The following is a 16,912-nucleotide window of genomic DNA, read 5'->3' as shown; positions in this document are numbered from 1 at the left end:
GGAAGCATGGCGGGGTGCGGGTGCGTCGTGGCTGGATTCGCGGTTCCCCGCGCCCCTGAAGGGCGCCCAGGGCGCGGGGGTCAGCTCGGGCGGGCCATTGCCTTGACGAAGGCCTTCTCGACGTCCGCGGCCGAGAGGACTCCGTAGATCTCGCCGGAGTCCTCGACCACGAGGTACTCGGTGGCCGGGGTGGCGCGCAGGACTTCGAGGAGGTCCTCGCCGGCCAGTTCGGCGGAGACGCGCATGCCGTCGGTGAGGTCCTGGGCGAGTCCGCTGACGGCGACCCAGGGGCGGCGGTGTTCCGGTACGCCCACGATGGCGGCCTCGCGGACGAGGGAGAGGGGGTCTCCGTCGGCGTCCACGACGACCAGGGCGCGGGCACCGGCCTCGTTGGCGCGGCGCAGTGCTTCGGAGAGCGGGGTGTGGGTCTCGACGGGGACCGCGCGCCGGGTGAGGGCGCGGGCCCTCAGCTCGGGCAGGTGTTCGCGCAGGCGGGCCACGCGGAGGCTGTTCCCGGCGCCGGTCCAGATGATCGCGGCGAGGATCGCGGCGAGCAGGGCGTCCATGACGGTGTCCATGCCGCCGATGTCCTGGGCGTCGGTGCCGAGGCCGCCGGAGTGGGTGAGCAGGGGCAGTCCGATGAGTACGGAGATCGCGAGGGCGCGGCCGACCCAGGCGGCGGCGATGGTGCCGCTCATGGGTTTGCCGGTGATCTTCCAGACGACGGCCCGCAGCATGCGGCCGCCGTCGAGAGGCAGGCCGGGGAGCAGGTTGAACGCGGCGACGATCAGGTTGGAGATCATCAGGCCGCCCAGCAGGACACCGGGGACGGTGCCGGGTTCGACGGTCTGGAGGGCGAGGTAGAAGAGGCCGCCGAGGACGAGGGAGAGCAGGGGGCCGACGAAGGCGAGGACGAACTCGCGTCCGGGTGTCTCGGTCTCCTTCTCGATCTCGGAGACGCCGCCGAAGAACTGCAGCTGGATGCGGCGCACGGGCAGCTTGAAGCGCAGGGCCGCGACCGTGTGCGCCAGTTCGTGGACGAGTACGGAGGCGTAGAAGGCGACGGCGAAGAAGAGCGAGACGAGGTAGCGGGCCATGCCCAGCTCGGGCAGGACGCGGTCGAGCTGGCCGCCGAAGACCCAGGTGATGAGGGCGGCGACGAGGAACCAGCTGGGTGCCACGTACACGGGTACGCCGAAGGGGCGTCCCATGAGGAGGCCGCCACCGGGTTCCTTGGGCCGCTTCGGAGCGGGGCCCTTCCTGCCCTGCTTGCCGCCGGGGGGCGGGGTGGTGTGGGCCTCGGACCTGTGGGCCTCGGTTCTGCGGGTGGTGGGCGGTTGTTCGGTCGCGTGGCTGTCGGTCGGCGGGTCCGCGGGGGCCGGGGCTGGATGGTGGCTCGTACCGGTGGGCGGGGCGGGCGTCCGCTCCTCGCCGGCCTGGTCGTCGGCCGGTCCGGGACGGGCCGGGCCCGTCGCTCCGCCTGGTTCCGCCTGGGGGCCGGCATCGTGCGGCTGCTGGTCGGAGGGCGGCCGGGCCGTCGTGGTCGCCGGGTCACCGGGTCGCGGCTGACCCGTGCGGCGCTCGTCCGCCTCGTCAGTACCGGATCGCGGCTGCCCGCTCCCGCCGCTCTCGTCCACGATGTCCCCTCGTTCGACGCGTATCCCGCTCGCGATCATGCCCCGCGAGAGGTCTTGTGGTCGATGGTATGCGGCCGTCGCGGCGTGTTCGGCCCCGGCACCCCCTCCGTTTCCCGGGCGGCCGTACGGCGCGCAGGTCACCGTGTGTCGCGGTGTCAGTGGCGAGCCGTAAGGTCTGACGTCATGGAAACCAGCACCGACGGCGTCGCCCGGTCCGGCTCTGAGGCCGTACCGGCGGACGACGTGGTCCAGCCGTCCGACGCCGTGGCCGCGCCGCCCGCGGCGTCCCCTGCCGGAACGGCCGGAACCGTGGTGCCTCGGCCCGCCGACCCGGAGGCCGGGTCCGCAACCGGGTCCCCGGCCGAATCGTCGGGGGCCGCGATCGGGCCCGCGGGGGTTCCGGCCCCGGTGACCGGTGGCGCCGGGGGCGAGGACGGCGACGCGTCGGCCCCGGACGAGCAGGCGCCGTCCGCCGGCACCGCGCCCGGACAGGTCGCGAGCGCGGCGGCCCGGCCCGTGGATCAGACCGTGGACGGGCCTATGGATCCGGCGGCGATGCCCGTCGTCGCCAGGGCCGGATCGGCGCGGCCGGCCGGGCCCTCGGGTGAGGCGGTCGTGGGGGCCGCCGAGGGCGGAGCGCCGGGGCGGGTCAGGGAGCCCGTCGCTCCGACCTCCTTGTCGCCCTCTCGGGCCGGGGACTTCATGCAGTGTCCGTTGCTGTACCGGTTCCGGGTGATCGACAAGCTGCCGGAGAAGCCGAGCGAGGCGGCGACCCGCGGGACGCTGGTGCACGCGGTCCTGGAGCGGCTCTTCGACTCCCCGGCCACCGAGCGCACCGCCCCGCGCGCCAAGTCGCTGATCCCCGGTCAGTGGGACCGGCTGCGGGAGGCGAAGCCCGAACTGGCCGAGTTGTTCGCGGACTCCGACGAGCAGACCGCGGGCGAGAAGCTGACGCGCTGGCTCGGTGAGGCGGAGCGGCTGGTCGAGCGCTGGTTCACGCTGGAGGACCCGACCCGGCTGGAGCCGGCGGAGCGCGAGCTGTTCGTGGAGGCGCAGCTCGACTCCGGCCTGAAGCTGCGGGGCATCATCGACCGGGTGGACGTGGCGCCCTCGGGTGAGGTGCGCATCGTCGACTACAAGACGGGCAAGGCCCCGCGTCCGGAGTACGCGGAGGGCGCCCTGTTCCAGATGAAGTTCTACGCCCTCGTCGTGTGGCGGCTGAAACAGGTCGTGCCGCGCCGTCTCCAACTCGTCTATCTGGGCAGCGGCGACGTGCTCACGTACGACCCGGTGCCGGCCGATCTGGAGCGGGTGGAGCGCAAGTTGCACTCGTTGTGGGAGGCGATCCGGCTCGCCACGGAGACGGGTGACTGGCGTCCGCGGCCCACCAAGCTCTGCGGTTGGTGCGATCACCGGGCGGTCTGTCCGGAATTCGGCGGTACTCCCCCGCCGTACCCCCTGCCGGTGCGGGCGCCCGGGTCCGGCGACGCCTGAGCGGAGGGCCGCCGGAGAGTCGCCGCAGGGCCGCCGACGTGCCCCGCGGGCGGAGCGGGTGACCTCCGCAGGGCAGAATGGGGCCGGACTAGCGAAGGAGACTTACGTGGCCATCCGCGTCCTACTGGTCGACGACCAGCCGCTGCTGCGCACCGGCTTCCGGATGATTCTGGAGGCGGAGCAGGACATCGCGGTCGTCGGCGAGGCCGGTGACGGTCTCCAGGCGATCGACCAAGTACGTGCCCTGCAGCCCGATGTGGTTCTGATGGACATCCGTATGCCGAGGATGGACGGGGTCGAGGCGACCCGGCAGATCACCGGCCCCGGCCGGGACGGTCCGGCGAAGGTGCTGGTGCTGACGACCTTCGATCTCGACGAGTACGTGGTGGAGGCCCTGCGTGCCGGCGCCAGCGGTTTCCTTCTGAAGGACGCCCCGGCCAACGAGTTGGTGCAGGCGATCCGGGTGGTGGCGGCGGGCGAGGCCATGCTGGCACCGAGCATCACCCGCCGGCTGCTCGACAAGTACGCGGGTCATCTGCCCTCGGGCGACGAGCCGGTGCCGGACACCTTGCACACGCTGACCGAGCGTGAGGTCGAGGTCCTGAAGCTGGTGGCCCGCGGGCTGTCGAACGCGGAGATCGCCGCCGATCTGTTCGTCAGCGAGACCACGGTCAAGACGCATGTGGGCCATGTCCTGACCAAGCTGGGGCTGCGGGACCGGGTGCAGGCCGCGGTGTACGCGTACGAGAGCGGTCTGGTGCGTCCCGGCGCGCAGTGACCGTGCGCCCGCCGACGTGAGGTGACGGCCGGGAACGCTACCGCGGCACAGCAAGCGGTACAGCGGTACAGCGGTACAGCGGTACAGCGGTACAGCGGTACAGCAAAGAGGCGATACGACAAGAATGGCCGCCCCCTTCCGGAAGGGGGCGGCCATTCTCATGTGTGCGTCAGTCGTCGCTGCCCACTCCGCGGCCCAGCTCCCACAGCTGCAGCGTGGCCGACGAGTTGAGCGCGTACTCGGCGCCGGTGATGTCGTCCCGTACGGCGACGTACTGCTTGCCCTGCCACAGGGGCAGCAGCGGGACGTCGTCGGCGACGATCTTCTGGATCTCCTCGATGCTCTTCGAGGCGCTGAGGCGGTCGGCCTCGCGGCGGGACTCCGGGATCAGGGTCTCGCGGATGCGCTTGTTCACGTACGGCGACGCGATGGTGTTGTCCTTGTCGAGGAACGGCGTGAGGAAGGTCTCCGCGTCCGGGAAGTCGGGGAACCAGCCCATGCCGTAGACGGCGAACTTGCCCTCACGCTGCTTGGGGCGGTAGGTCTCCCACTTCTCGCCCTTGATGTCGACGTCGAAGAGGCCGGTGTCGTTGAGCTGCTTCTGCAGTGTCTCGAACTCGACCTTCGTGGCGGAGCCGTAGTGGTCCGTCGTGTAGTTCATCGTGAACTTCACCGGCGTCGTGATGTTCGCGGCGGTGAGGAGGTTCTTGGCCTTGGTGACGTCCGGCTCGCCGTACTCGTTGAAGAACGAGTTGGCGTGGCCGGTGACGGTGGCCGGGACCATCGAGTACAGCGGGTCGGCACCGGTGCCGTAGACCTTGGAGGTCAGTTCGCCGCGGTTGACGATGTGGGCGATCGCCTGGCGGACCGCCTTGTCCTTCAGGGAGGGCTTCTCGACGTCGAAGCCGATGTAGCGGATCTCCAGGCCGGGCTGCTCGATCACATCGATCTTGCTGTCCTCGGCGTTCTGCAGCTTCTTGATCTGCTCGGGCGACATGGTGCGGGTCATCATGTCGATGTCGCCCTTGTCGAGCGCGGCGCCCATGGAGTCCGTGTCCTCGAAGGACTCCAGCTCGACCTTGTCGTTCTTGATGTCCGAGATCCCCTGGTAGTAGGGGTTCTTGGTGAAGACGACCTTGGTGACGTCGTCGCCCTTGGTCTCGGCCTTGAGGCTGTACGGGCCGGAGCCGCTGACCTCGAAGCCGTCCCGCAGCTTGTTCTTGGCGTATTCCTTGGGGTTGACGATGCCCGCGACCGGCGTGGACAGCTTGAACGGGAAGGTCGCGTCGGCGCTGTTGAGGTGGAAGATCACCTCGCGGTCGCCCTTGGTCTCGACGGCGTCGACGGTCGACAGCAGGGCGAAGACACCCGTGTCGGCCTTGATCTGCAGCGCGCGGTCGATGGAGAACTTCACGTCCTCGGCGGTGACCGGGTCACCGTTGGAGAACTTGAGGTCCTTGCGCAGCGTGCAGGCGTACCGCTCGTTGCCGGAGTCGGTGAATCCGCACTCCTCGGCGGCCTCCGGAGTCGGGTCACCGCCGCCGTTGGGCATGGCCATGAGGGTCTGGACCGTCTGGCGCAGCACGTTCCAGGCGCCGACGTCGTACGCGTAGGCCGGGTCGAACGGGGCCGGTGTCTCCTTCGAGGCAGAGAACCGGTCGGTGGTACCGACGACGATCGCGTCGCCGCCGTCGCCCCCACTGTCGGAACCGCCGCATGCGGCGAGGACAGAGGCGAGCAGACCGATCGCGGCCGGCAGCACCAAAGGCTTACGGTTCATGCTCGAAGTTCTCCAGAGCTGTCGATCCCGCGGGCCCGGCATGCCGGGGTGTTGCGGTCGGGTTCACGGGGGTTACGTCGATGTTCTCGCGATGAGATTAGTCGGGACCGGCAGGACGGTTCGCAGGTACCGGAGTTGAGTTCCCATCACGCTGCGAGACCGGCTGTGGACGCACCGAAAAACCGACAGCGGAAGGATTCGTACAGCGTTCCACAAATAAGGACACAAGGGCACGCCTGCGACCACCGCACAGGCCCGTCAGACACACCTTGGGCCCGCTGTCGACCCCCTCCACAGTGGCGAACGTCACACCTTCAACTGTGTGTAGGAGTACCGGAATTCGGCCATCCGAGGCGCGCGGTAGGTGATCGAATTATTCCGTTGCTGTGACCACGCAGTTTTTCCGCATTCACTCGTGCACCGTGGGTGAACGATTAGCGCTTTTCCGTCATCAGCCCTCGAAGAAAAGGCAGGTCGACCTGTTCGAGGGACCGTACGACGGTCCTTCCGGCAGCCGGTGCGATCGGGGCCACGGAGGGTACGGCCACCACATGGCAGCCCGCGGCCTCGGCGGCGGCCACGCCCGTCGCGGTGTCCTCGATGACCGCGCACCTCGTCGGATCCGCGCCGAGCCCGGCGGCCGCGATCAGATACGGGTCGGGGAAGGGCTTGGTGCGCTCCACCTCGTCGCCCGCGACGGTCAGGGTGAAGTTCTGCGCGCCGAGCGAGAGCAGGACGCGGTCGATGATGCGGCGGTGCGAGGCGGAGACCAGCGCGGTGGGGACGCCGTGCGCGGCCAGCTCCGCGAGGAGTCGCGCGGCGCCGGGCATCAGAGGGAGGGAGCGGGCGATGCGGTTCTCGAACCCGTCGTTCAGCAGGACCGTCAGCTCGGAGAGGGTGATTCTGGCGCCGGTGGCCTCGATGAGGAAGCCGGCGCTGCGGGTCATGGGGCCGCCGACCACGACGTGGCGCCAGGCGTCGTCCAGCCGGTGGCCGAGCTGGGCGAACACCTCGACCTCGGCGTCCCACCAGAAGCCCTCCGTGTCGACGAGGGTTCCGTCCATGTCCAGGAGGACTGCCTGGAGGGTGGAGCTTTCGGCCGTCCGGGTGCCGGGCGGGGGGACCGTACTGGTCATAGGCGCACCTCCGTTTAAGGGACGAGAAGGCCGGTTCCCTCCTGGGGAACCGGCCTGCGCTGGACCGACCAGTGTACGTCTGTGCTCGCGCCGGCGCTTCTCGGGTCCCTGGCGGGGGCTGGGGTGCCTGGGCGGGTGGCGGTGCGTCGTGGTTGGTTGCGCCGTTCCCCGCGCCCCCAAGGGCGAAAGACTGCGCCGTTCCCCGCGCCCCTCGAGGCGAAAGACTGCGCCGTTCCCCGCGCCCCTCGAGGCGAAAGACTGCGCCGTTCCCCGCGCCCCTCAAGGCGAGAGAGACTGCGCCGTTCCCCGCGCCCCCTGTGGTCAGCGGGCGTTGAAGTACTTGGCTTCTGGGTGGTGGATGATGATCGCGTCCGTGGACTGTTCCGGGTGGAGTTGGAACTCCTCCGAGAGGTGGACGCCGATGCGCTCCGGCTCCAGGAGGCGGGTGATCTTCGCGCGGTCCTCCAGGTCGGGGCAGGCGCCGTAGCCGAGGGAGAAGCGGGCGCCGCGGTACTTGAGCGCGAACATGTCCTCCATCTCGGCCGGGTCGTCGCCCGCGAAGCCGAGTTCGGAGCGCACGCGCGCGTGCCAGTACTCGGCGAGGGCCTCGGCCAGCTGGACGGACAGGCCGTGCAGTTCGAGGTAGTCGCGGTAGGAGTTCGCCTCGAAGAGCTTCGCCGTCTCCTCGCCGATCCGGGAGCCGACGGTGACGACCTGGAGGCCGACGACGTCCGTCTCGCCGGACTCCTCGGGGCGGAAGAAGTCGGCCAGGCACAGCCGGCGGCCGCGGCGCTGGCGCGGGAAGGTGAAACGGGTGCGTTCGTTGCCCTGGTCGTCCAGGAGGATCAGGTCGTCGTCCTTGGAGACGCAGGGGAAGTAGCCGTATACGACCGCCGCTTCGAGGAGGTTGCCCGTCTGGAGTTGGTCCAGGAGGCCTCGCAGGCGCGGCCTGCCCTCGGTCTCCACCAGCTCCTCGTACGTGGGCCCGTCGCCCGTGCGGGCCTGCTTGAGGCCCCACTGGCCCTTGAACAGGGCGCCCTCGTCGAGCCAGGTCGCGTACTCCTTGAGCTGGATGCCCTTGATGACGCGGGTACCCCAGAAGGGCGGCTCGGGGACGGGGTTGTCGACGGCCACGTCGGAGCGGGCCGCGCCCTCCTCCGGGCGTTCCTCGACGACCGTCTGGGCGGTGGCCCGCACCCGGCGCTGCTTCAGCTCCGGCAGGCTCGCGCCGGGCACGCCCCGCTTGACGGCGATGAGGGCGTCCATCAGGCGCAGGCCCTCGAACGCGTCGCGGGCGTAGCGGACCTCGCCCTCGTAGATCTCGTGGAGGTCCTGTTCGACGTACGCCCGGGTGAGGGCGGCGCCGCCGAGGATGACCGGGTAGTCGGCGGCCATCTTGCGCTGGTTGAGCTCCTCCAGGTTCTCCTTCATGATCACCGTGGACTTGACCAGGAGGCCCGACATGCCGATGACGTCGGCGCGGTGTTCCTGGGCGGCGTCGAGGATCGCGGAGACGGGCTGCTTGATGCCGAGGTTGACGACGGTGTAGCCGTTGTTGGAGAGGATGATGTCGACGAGGTTCTTGCCGATGTCGTGGACGTCGCCGCGCACGGTGGCCAGCACGATGGTGCCCTTGCCCTCGTCGTCGGTCTTCTCCATGTGCGGCTCCAGGTGGGCCACCGCGGTCTTCATGACCTCGGCGGACTGGAGCACGAACGGCAGTTGCATCTGGCCGGAACCGAACAGTTCACCGACGACCTTCATGCCGTCGAGGAGTGTCTCGTTGACGATGTCGAGGGCCGGGCGCTCCGTCAGGGCGTCGTCCAGGTCCTGTTCGAGGCCGTTCTTCTCGCCGTCGATGATGCGCCGCTTGAGCCGCTCGTTCAGGGGCAGTGCGGCGAGTTCCTCCGCGCGGCCCGCCTTGCGGGACTTGCTGGTGGCGCCCTCGAAGAGGGCCATCAGCTTCTGCAGCGGGTCGTAGCCCTCGCGGCGGCGGTCGTAGATGAGGTCGAGGGCGGTGGTGACCTCCTCCTCGGTGAAGCGGGCGATCGGCAGGATCTTCGAGGCGTGCACGATCGCCGAGTCGAGGCCGGCCTTGACGCACTCGTCGAGGAAGACCGAGTTGAGCAGGACGCGCGCGGCCGGGTTGAGGCCGAAGGAGATGTTCGACAGACCGAGGGTGGTCTGGACGTCGGGGTGGCGCTGCTTGAGCTGCCGGATCGCCTCGATGGTGGCGACGCCGTCGCCCCGGGACTCCTCCTGGCCGGTGCAGATGGTGAAGGTCAGGGTGTCGATGAGGATGTCCGACTCGTGGATGCCCCAGTTGCCGGTGAGGTCGGCGATGAGCCGCTCGGCGATCGCGACCTTGTGCTCGGGGGTGCGCGCCTGGCCCTCCTCGTCGATGGTGAGGGCGATGAGTGCGGCGCCGTGTTCCTGGGCGAGCTTGGTGACCTTCGCGAAACGGGAGTCGGGGCCGTCGCCGTCCTCGTAGTTGACGGAGTTGATGACCGCGCGTCCGCCGAGCTTCTCCAGTCCCGCGCGGATGACGTCTACCTCGGTGGAGTCGAGGACGATCGGCAGGGTGGAGGCGGTGGCGAAGCGGCCGGCCAGTTCCTCCATGTCGGCGACGCCGTCGCGGCCCACGTAGTCGACACAGAGGTCGAGCATGTGCGCGCCCTCGCGGATCTGGTCGCGGGCGATCTCCACACAGTCGTCCCAGCGGGCCTCCAGCATGGCCTCGCGGAACTTCTTCGAGCCGTTGGCGTTGGTGCGCTCCCCGATCGCCATGTACGAGGTGTCCTGACGGAACGGCACGGTCTGGTAGAGCGAGGCGGCGCCGGGCTCGGGGCGCGGGTTGCGCGGGGCGGGTGTCAGGTCCCGTACGCGCTCGACGACCTGTCGCAGGTGTTCGGGGGTCGTGCCGCAGCAGCCGCCGATCAGGGAGAGGCCGTACTCGGTGACGAAGGTTTCCTGCGCGTCGGCGAGTTCGGGCGCGGTCAGCGGGTAGTGGGCGCCGTTCTTGCCCAGGACCGGGAGGCCGGCGTTCGGCATGCAGGACAGCGGGATGCGGGAGTGGCGGGCCAGATAGCGCAGGTGCTCGCTCATCTCGGCGGGCCCGGTGGCGCAGTTCAGGCCGATCATGTCGATGCCGAGCGGTTCGAGCGCGGTGAGCGCGGCGCCGATCTCCGAGCCGAGGAGCATGGTGCCGGTCGTCTCGACGGTCACGGAGACGATCAGCGGCAGGTCCACGCCGAGGGTGTCAAGGGCCCGGCGGGCGCCCAGCACGGACGCCTTGGTCTGCAGCAGGTCCTGGGTGGTCTCCACGAGCAGCGCGTCGGCGCCGCCGGCGATCATGCCTTCGGCGTTGCGCTGATAGGCGTCCCGCAGGAGCGTGTACGGGGCGTGGCCGAGGGTCGGCAGCTTGGTGCCGGGGCCCATGGAGCCCAGCACCCAGCGCTGCTGTCCGGTGGAGGCGGTGAACTCGTCGGCGACCTCGCGGGCGATGCGGGCGCCGGCCTCGGAGAGTTCGTAGACGCGTTCGGCGATGTCGTACTCGGCGAGGGCCGCGTGGTTGGCGCCGAAGGTGTTGGTCTCGACGCAGTCGACGCCCACGGAGAAATATTCCTCGTGGACGGAGCGCACGATGTCGGGGCGGGTGAGGTTCAGGATCTCGTTGCAGCCCTCGAGGTTCTGGAAGTCGTCGAGGGTCGGGTCCTGTGCCTGGAGCATGGTGCCCATCGCGCCGTCGGCCACCACCACCCGGGTGGCGAGCGCCTCGCGGAGGGCGTCGGTTCGAGTCCGGCTGTAGGCCGACTCGGACGGAAGGGACGGGTTCGGCAACGAGGCCATGGAAGATGCTCCCTGGAGTGCGACGGCTGTCGGCTTTGCGCTTCTTGTGGAAGGCGCACGCCGTCAGGGTAGCCCGCGGCGGCACCGGACGGGCGGGAGCGTCCACGGGACGGACGTGCGATCCGTACCCGGCGCCGGGTGGGATGCGTTCGCAACTCATCACGACCACCCATTAGCGGGAGGTCGACGGTGAGCGGTAATGTTCGACATTGCCGAACGGTGGCAGCGAAGCGGCGACCGACGGTCCAAGGGGACGGAGGGCACGACGGCGATGGCACGGAACATCCAGTCGCTCGAACGGGCGGCCGCGATGCTGCGGCTGCTCGCGGGCGGGGAGCGACGGCTCGGCCTGTCGGACATCGCCTCGTCGCTGGGTCTGGCGAAGGGCACGGCCCACGGGATCCTGCGCACACTGCAGCAGGAGGGGTTCGTCGAGCAGGACGGGCCCTCCGGGCGCTACCAGCTGGGCGCCGAGCTGCTGCGCCTGGGGACGACCTATCTCGATGTGCACGAACTGCGGGCGCGCGCCCTGGTGTGGACCGACGACCTGGCCCGCTCCAGCGGCGAGAGCGTCTATCTGGGGGTGCTGCACCAGCAGGGCGTGCTGATCGTGCACCACGTGTTCAGGCCCGACGACAGCCGGCAGGTGCTGGAGGTCGGGGCCATGCAGCCGCTGCACTCCACGGCGCTGGGCAAGGTCCTGTCGGCGTACGACCCGGTGGCGCACAGCGAGGTGCTGGAGGCCGAGCGCGAGGAGTTCACGGCGCGCACGGTCAGCGCGCCCGAGGCGTTCGAGCACGTCCTCGACCTCACCCGCGCGCGCGGGTACGCGGCCGATGTCGAGGAGACCTGGACGGGCGTGGCCTCGGTGGCCGCGCCCATTCACAACCAGCGGCGGATGCCCGTCGGCGCGGTGGGGGTCACGGGGGCGGTGGAGCGGGTCTGCGACAAGGACGGCGAGCTGCGTCCCGAGCTGATCGCCGCCGTCCGCGACTGCGCGCGCTCGGTCTCCAGGGACCTGGGCGCCGGTCGGTTCTGAGGCCGCGCCGGGTCCGCGCCTGGTCCGCGCCGGGCCCTGAGCGGACCCTGACCGGGGCCGGGCCGAGTCCGGGCCCCCGATCGTGGGAAGAAGGCCGGTACGTCATCGACGTACCGGCCTTCTTCGTGCCCTCCCGGCCACGGAACGTTCCTGCTCGCACGCGGTGTGCGGCCGTTCTCATGATCGATAGGTCACAGCAATCAATAACGATCGTGCTTTCGATAACAGAGGCCTTGACGAGGTGGTATTGGCAGAGCAAGACTCCCGTCCATCGGTCGGCATTGTCGAACACCTACCGGCAATACGCGTTAGAGTGTGACAAGGCCAAGGGCCGGCAACGACCTCACCTGAGGTCGCGAACCACCGGAGGGACCCGGGGTTCGCCTTCCCCTGGACGAAGGACAAAGGAGTCGCGGGTGTCCAGCTCCGACATCTTCATCGGCGAGACCATAGGTACCGCCATACTCATCCTGCTGGGCGGTGGCGTGTGCGCCGCCGTCACGCTGAAGGCCTCCAAGGCACGCAACGCCGGCTGGCTCGCCATCACCTTCGGGTGGGGCTTCGCGGTACTGACCGCCGTGTACACCTCGGCGCCTCTTTCCGGTGCCCATCTGAACCCGGCCGTCACCCTCGGCATCGCGATCAAGGACGACGACTGGAGCAACGTCCTGACCTATTGGTCGGGCCAGCTCCTCGGCGCCATGATCGGCGCGGCGCTCGTGTGGATCGCGTACTACGGACAGTTCCTCGCGCACCTCACCGACCGCGAGATCGTGGGCGGCCCCGGTGCGCAGGACGTCAAGTCCGTGGAGGCGCGGGAGGCCAAGGCGGGCCCGGTGCTCGGCGTCTTCTCCACCGGCCCGGAGGTCCGGGTCGCCTGGCAGAACGTCGCGACGGAGGTCATCGGCACGACCGTGCTGGTGCTCGCCGTCCTCACCCAGGGGCTCAACGACAGCGGCAAGGGTCTCGGCACGCTGGGCGCGCTGATCACCGCCCTGGTGGTCGTCAGCATCGGCCTCTCGCTCGGTGGCCCGACGGGGTACGCGATCAACCCGGCCCGTGACCTCGGCCCGCGCATCGTGCACGCCCTGCTGCCGCTGCCCAACAAGGGCGGGTCGGACTGGAGCTACGCCTGGATCCCGGTCGTGGGTCCGCTGATCGGCGGAGCGATCGCCGCCGGCATCTACAACGTCGCATTTGCTTAGAGCCGTACGTCCGCTCGGCGCCGACGTCCGTCCGGTACGGGACGGACGTCGGCCGGAGCCGGAAGCAATACGCCGTAAGCCAGCCTCTTACCCACGGAACCCACGGACCTTCAGGAGCACACCGTGACCGACGCGCACACCGCCGGCCCCTTCATCGCCGCCATCGACCAGGGCACCACGTCCAGCCGCTGCATCGTCTTCGACCGGGACGGCCGGATCGTCTCCGTCGACCAGAAGGAGCACGAGCAGATCTTCCCGAAGCCGGGCTGGGTCGAGCACAACGCCACCGAGATCTGGACCAACGTCCAGGAGGTCGTCGCCTCGGCCGTCGAGAAGGCCGGCATCACCCGCGACGACATCAAGGCCATCGGCATCACCAACCAGCGCGAGACGACGCTGCTGTGGGACAAGAACACCGGTGAGCCCGTCCACAACGCCCTCGTCTGGCAGGACACCCGCACCGACGCTCTCTGCAAGGAACTCGGCCGCAACGTCGGCCAGGACCGCTTCCGCCGCGAGACCGGCCTGCCGCTCGCCTCGTACTTCGCCGGTCCCAAGGCCCGCTGGCTGCTCGACAACGTCGAGGGCCTGCGCGAGCGCGCCGAGGCCGGGGACATCCTCTTCGGCACCATGGACAGCTGGGTCATCTGGAACCTGACGGGCGGTGTGAACGGCGGCCGGCACGTCACCGACGTCACCAACGCCTCCCGCACGATGCTGATGAACCTGCACACCATGCAGTGGGACCCGAAGATCGCCGAGTCCATCGGCGTGCCGCTGAACATGCTGCCCGAGATCCGCTCCTCCGCCGAGGTCTACGGCGAGGTCACCGGCGGCAAGCTGGGCGACCTGCTCGGCGGCATCCCGGTCGCCTCCGCGCTCGGCGACCAGCAGGCGGCCCTGTTCGGCCAGACCTGTTTCGCCGAGGGCGAGGCCAAGTCCACGTACGGCACCGGCACGTTCATGCTGATGAACACCGGTGACAAGCTGATCAACTCGTACAGCGGCCTGCTGACCACCGTCGGCTACCAGATCGGCGACCAGAAGCCGGTGTACGCCCTTGAGGGCTCCATCGCCGTCACCGGCTCGCTCGTCCAGTGGATGCGCGACCAGATGGGCCTCATCAAGTCCGCCGCCGAGATCGAGACGCTCGCGCTGTCGGTCGAGGACAACGGCGGCGCGTACTTCGTGCCGGCCTTCTCCGGTCTGTTCGCCCCGTACTGGCGTCCCGACGCCCGCGGTGTGATCACCGGCCTGACCCGGTACGTCACCAAGGCGCACATCGCGCGCGCCGTCCTGGAGGCCACCGCCTGGCAGACCCGTGAGATCAGCGACGCCATGACGAAGGACTCCGGCGTCGAGCTGACGGCCCTCAAGGTCGACGGCGGCATGACCTCCAACAACCTGCTGATGCAGACCCTGGCCGACGTCCTGGACGCCCCCGTGGTGCGCCCGATGGTCGCCGAGACCACCTGCCTCGGCGCCGCCTACGCCGCCGGTCTCGCCGTCGGCTTCTGGACGAACACCGAGGACCTGCGCGCCAACTGGCGGCGGGCCGCGGAATGGACCCCGAACATGGCCGCGGAGACCCGCGACCGTGAGTACAAGAGCTGGCTCAAGGCCGTCGAACGGACCATGGGCTGGCTCGAAGACGATGCTGACGAGGAGTAATTCGCAATGACCACCCTGCAGAGTGTCCCGGCTCTTGGGACGCACCCGGCCAACGGCTCCGCCGCGTTCCATGCGAAGGCAGTGGGCCGCGCCGAGACCCGGGAGCAGCTGTCCAAGTCGACATACGACCTCCTGGTGATCGGTGGCGGAATCCTGGGCATCTCCACCGCCTGGCATGCCGCGCAGTCGGGTCTGCGGGTGGCCCTGGTCGACGCCGGCGACTTCGCCGGCGCGACCTCCTCCGCCTCCTCCAAGCTGCTCCACGGCGGTCTGCGCTACCTGCAGACCGGCGCGGTGAAGCTGGTGGCGGAGAACCACTTCGAGCGCCGTGCGGTCTCCCGTCAGGTGGCCCCCCACCTGGCGAACCCGCTCACGTTCTACCTCCCCGTGTACAAGGGCGGGCCGCACGGCGCGGCGAAGCTGGGCGCGGGTGTCTTCGCGTACTCGGCGCTGTCGGCCTTCGGTGACGGCGTGGGGCATCTGCTCTCGCCGTCGAAGGCCGCGCAGGACGTTCCCGAGCTGCGTACGGACAACCTGAAGGCCGTGGCCGTGTACGGCGACGACCAGATGAACGACTCGCGGATGGCGCTGATGACGGTCCGCGCGGCCGTCGAGTCGGGCGCCACCGTGCTCAACCACGCGGCGGTCACCGGTCTGCGCTTCACCCGGGGCCGGGTGACCGGCGCCGAGCTGAAGGACACGCTCTCCGGCGACGAGTTCGGTGTGTCGGCGCGCCTCGTGCTGAACGCGACCGGGCCGTGGGTGGACCACCTGCGCAAGATGGAGGACGAGAACGCGGCGCCGTCCATCCGCCTCTCCAAGGGCGCGCACCTTGTCCTCAAGCGCACCTCCCCCTGGAAGGCCGCGCTGGCCACGCCGATCGACAAGTACCGCATCACGTTCGCCCTCCCGTGGGAGGACATGCTGCTGCTCGGCACGACCGACGAGGAGTACGAGGGCGACCCGGCGGACGTCTCGGTCACCGAGAAGGACATCGCCCAGATCCTGGACGAGGCCGCGTTCTCGATCCGCGACAAGCAGCTGACCCGCGACCTGATCACGTACTCCTTCGCGGGGCTGCGCGTCCTGCCCGGCGGGCCCGGCGACACGTCGAAGGCCAAGCGGGAGACCGTCGTCACCGAGGGCCGGGGCGGCATGCTGTCCGTCGCGGGCGGCAAGTGGACCACCTTCCGGCACATCGGCCGGACCGTCATGAAGCAGTTGGAGACGCTGCCGGGGCGGCCGCTCGGCGAGGACTTCGAGCCGATCTCCGCGCTGCCGAAGAAGCTGCCGCTGCCCGGTGTCGCCAATCCGCGCGCGGTCGCGCACCGGCTCCTGGTCGACTCCCCCTCGGCCGGTCCGCGGATGGGCGCCGACACCGCCAAGCACCTGGCGACGCACTACGGTTCGCTGGCGTTCGACATCGCCCGGCTCGCCGAGGACAACCCGGAGCTGGCGGGGCGTGTGCACGAGGACGCGCCCGAGATCTGGGCGCAGGTCGTGTACGCGCGCGACAACGAGTGGGCGGAGACGGCGGACGACGTGCTGCGTCGCCGTACGACGCTGACGATCCGCGGGCTCGCGAACGACGAGATACGCGGCAAGGTGCAGAACTTGCTGGACAACAAGTAGGCCTCTTGCCGGGCTCGGGGCGGCGGCTGCCACGGGGGGTAGCCGCCCCCCCCCCACCACCAGGCGACCGCCGGTGAGAGGGTGCGGGCGCGTCGGTGTCGGCCGCGCAGTTCCCCGCGCCCCTTCAGGGGCGCGGGGAACTGCGCGGTCTTTCGTCTTCAGGGGCACGCTCAACCCCGCCATCGCCCCCCGGAGAAGCGGCTGAGCGCATCCGCCAGGTCCGCCGGCACGCTCTCCCGGAAGTGCAGCGCCATCACCAGCCACCACCCGTCCCGCCCGCGGAACATCCGCGGCGGCTCCGGGGCCCCCGGCCGCAGCCGTACATGCGGCCCGAACACCCGCTGATTGCGCCCCCGCACATACACCTGCCGGACACGCACGGCGAGAACGTCCTCCCAGGCGTACGTCGCCGACCGCCGGCCCCGGGACACGGCGATCCCCCAGTGGTCGATCCGCAGTGTCAGCCGCATCTTCGGCAGCATGAGCGCGACCACGTTGAGGAACGCGGCGAAGGCGGGCCAGAACAGCACGCCGGCCCACCCCGTCGCGTCGTCCCAGTTGCCGGTCGCGGCCATGCGCACCGCGGCGAGCACCATGAACAGGCCGCACAGCGGCCAGTGGGCCAGCGGCAGACGCCGGTCCCGGGCGTCCACGACGTACTCGTGGTCGTTGGACACGACGGTGTAGCCGC

The 16,912-nt window shown here is 70.0% G+C and carries 10 protein-coding genes and 1 pseudogene; 6 read left to right on the top strand and 5 right to left on the bottom strand.

The features are described from left to right. Window positions 1-80: 80 nt before the first annotated feature. The gene (locus tag IE278_RS36995; RefSeq protein WP_189779381.1) at window positions 81-1,637 is read right to left on the bottom strand and encodes a site-2 protease family protein; all 1,557 of its coding nucleotides are present in this window, start codon (window positions 1,635-1,637) and stop codon (window positions 81-83) included. Between the two features lie 540 nt (window positions 1,638-2,177). On the opposite strand from IE278_RS36995, the gene IE278_RS36990 reads away from it, so the two are divergent. Both IE278_RS36990 and IE278_RS36985 read left to right on the top strand, forming a co-directional pair. Further along, window positions 2,178-3,131 (top strand): RecB family exonuclease, encoded by a 954-nt coding sequence (locus IE278_RS36990; RefSeq protein ID WP_373312199.1) that lies wholly within the window; start codon window positions 2,178-2,180, stop codon window positions 3,129-3,131. Window positions 3,132-3,237: 106 nt separating this feature from the next. After that, window positions 3,238-3,909, top strand: coding sequence for a response regulator (locus tag IE278_RS36985; protein ID WP_107019862.1), 672 nt, complete (start codon window positions 3,238-3,240; stop codon window positions 3,907-3,909). Window positions 3,910-4,078: 169 nt separating this feature from the next. Here IE278_RS36985 and IE278_RS36980 read toward each other — a convergent pair whose 3' ends face one another. From IE278_RS36980 to metH, 3 genes are all read right to left on the bottom strand, one after another. Continuing rightward, the gene (locus tag IE278_RS36980) at window positions 4,079-5,689 is read right to left on the bottom strand and encodes an ABC transporter substrate-binding protein (RefSeq protein WP_189779307.1); all 1,611 of its coding nucleotides are present in this window, start codon (window positions 5,687-5,689) and stop codon (window positions 4,079-4,081) included. 434 nt (window positions 5,690-6,123) lie between these two features. Further along, window positions 6,124-6,825 (bottom strand): HAD family hydrolase, encoded by a 702-nt coding sequence (locus IE278_RS36975; protein WP_189779305.1) that lies wholly within the window; start codon window positions 6,823-6,825, stop codon window positions 6,124-6,126. 321 nt (window positions 6,826-7,146) lie between these two features. Beyond that, a complete protein-coding gene (gene metH / locus IE278_RS36970; protein WP_189779303.1) occupies window positions 7,147-10,674 on the bottom strand; it encodes a methionine synthase in 3,528 nt (1,175 codons plus the stop codon). Between the two features lie 271 nt (window positions 10,675-10,945). Between metH and IE278_RS36965 the strand changes: the two genes are divergently transcribed. From IE278_RS36965 to IE278_RS36950, 4 genes are all read left to right on the top strand, one after another. Beyond that, on the top strand, window positions 10,946-11,713 hold the full coding sequence (locus IE278_RS36965) for an IclR family transcriptional regulator (RefSeq protein ID WP_189779379.1): 768 nt from the start codon (window positions 10,946-10,948) through the stop codon (window positions 11,711-11,713). A 416-nt stretch (window positions 11,714-12,129) separates the two neighbouring features. Then, window positions 12,130-12,918 (top strand): MIP/aquaporin family protein, encoded by a 789-nt coding sequence (locus tag IE278_RS36960; RefSeq protein ID WP_189779301.1) that lies wholly within the window; start codon window positions 12,130-12,132, stop codon window positions 12,916-12,918. 123 nt (window positions 12,919-13,041) lie between these two features. Next, window positions 13,042-14,589, top strand: a complete 1,548-nt coding sequence (gene glpK, locus IE278_RS36955; RefSeq protein WP_189779299.1) for a glycerol kinase GlpK — start codon at window positions 13,042-13,044, stop codon at window positions 14,587-14,589. 6 nt (window positions 14,590-14,595) lie between these two features. Continuing rightward, entirely contained in the window at window positions 14,596-16,221 is a 1,626-nt protein-coding gene (locus IE278_RS36950) for a glycerol-3-phosphate dehydrogenase/oxidase (RefSeq protein WP_189779297.1), read from the top strand. Between the two features lie 170 nt (window positions 16,222-16,391). On the opposite strand, the pseudogene IE278_RS36945 reads toward IE278_RS36950, so the two are convergent. Next, window positions 16,392-16,912, bottom strand: a pseudogene (locus IE278_RS36945) (NACHT domain-containing protein); the annotation flags it as partial.

Origin of the sequence: Streptomyces tauricus, from assembly GCF_014650955.1 — a bacterium.
Lineage (GTDB): Bacteria > Actinomycetota > Actinomycetes > Streptomycetales > Streptomycetaceae > Streptomyces > Streptomyces tauricus.
Note: the sequence above shows the minus strand (reverse complement) of the source record. Positions and strands in the feature narration are given on the sequence as shown.

What these genes read in the sequence shown, in the direction of transcription:
- IE278_RS36990 (WP_373312199.1), top strand. Translation starts at nt 2,178, where the DNA reads ATGGATCCGGCGGCGATGCCCGTCGTCGCCAGGGCCGGATCGGCGCGG.
- IE278_RS36980 (WP_189779307.1), bottom strand. Translation starts at nt 5,689, where the DNA reads ATGAACCGTAAGCCTTTGGTGCTGCCGGCCGCGATCGGTCTGCTCGCC.
- IE278_RS36975 (WP_189779305.1), bottom strand. Translation starts at nt 6,825, where the DNA reads ATGACCAGTACGGTCCCCCCGCCCGGCACCCGGACGGCCGAAAGCTCC.
- metH (WP_189779303.1), bottom strand. Translation starts at nt 10,674, where the DNA reads ATGGCCTCGTTGCCGAACCCGTCCCTTCCGTCCGAGTCGGCCTACAGC.
- IE278_RS36965 (WP_189779379.1), top strand. Translation starts at nt 10,946, where the DNA reads ATGGCACGGAACATCCAGTCGCTCGAACGGGCGGCCGCGATGCTGCGG.
- IE278_RS36950 (WP_189779297.1), top strand. Translation starts at nt 14,596, where the DNA reads ATGACCACCCTGCAGAGTGTCCCGGCTCTTGGGACGCACCCGGCCAAC.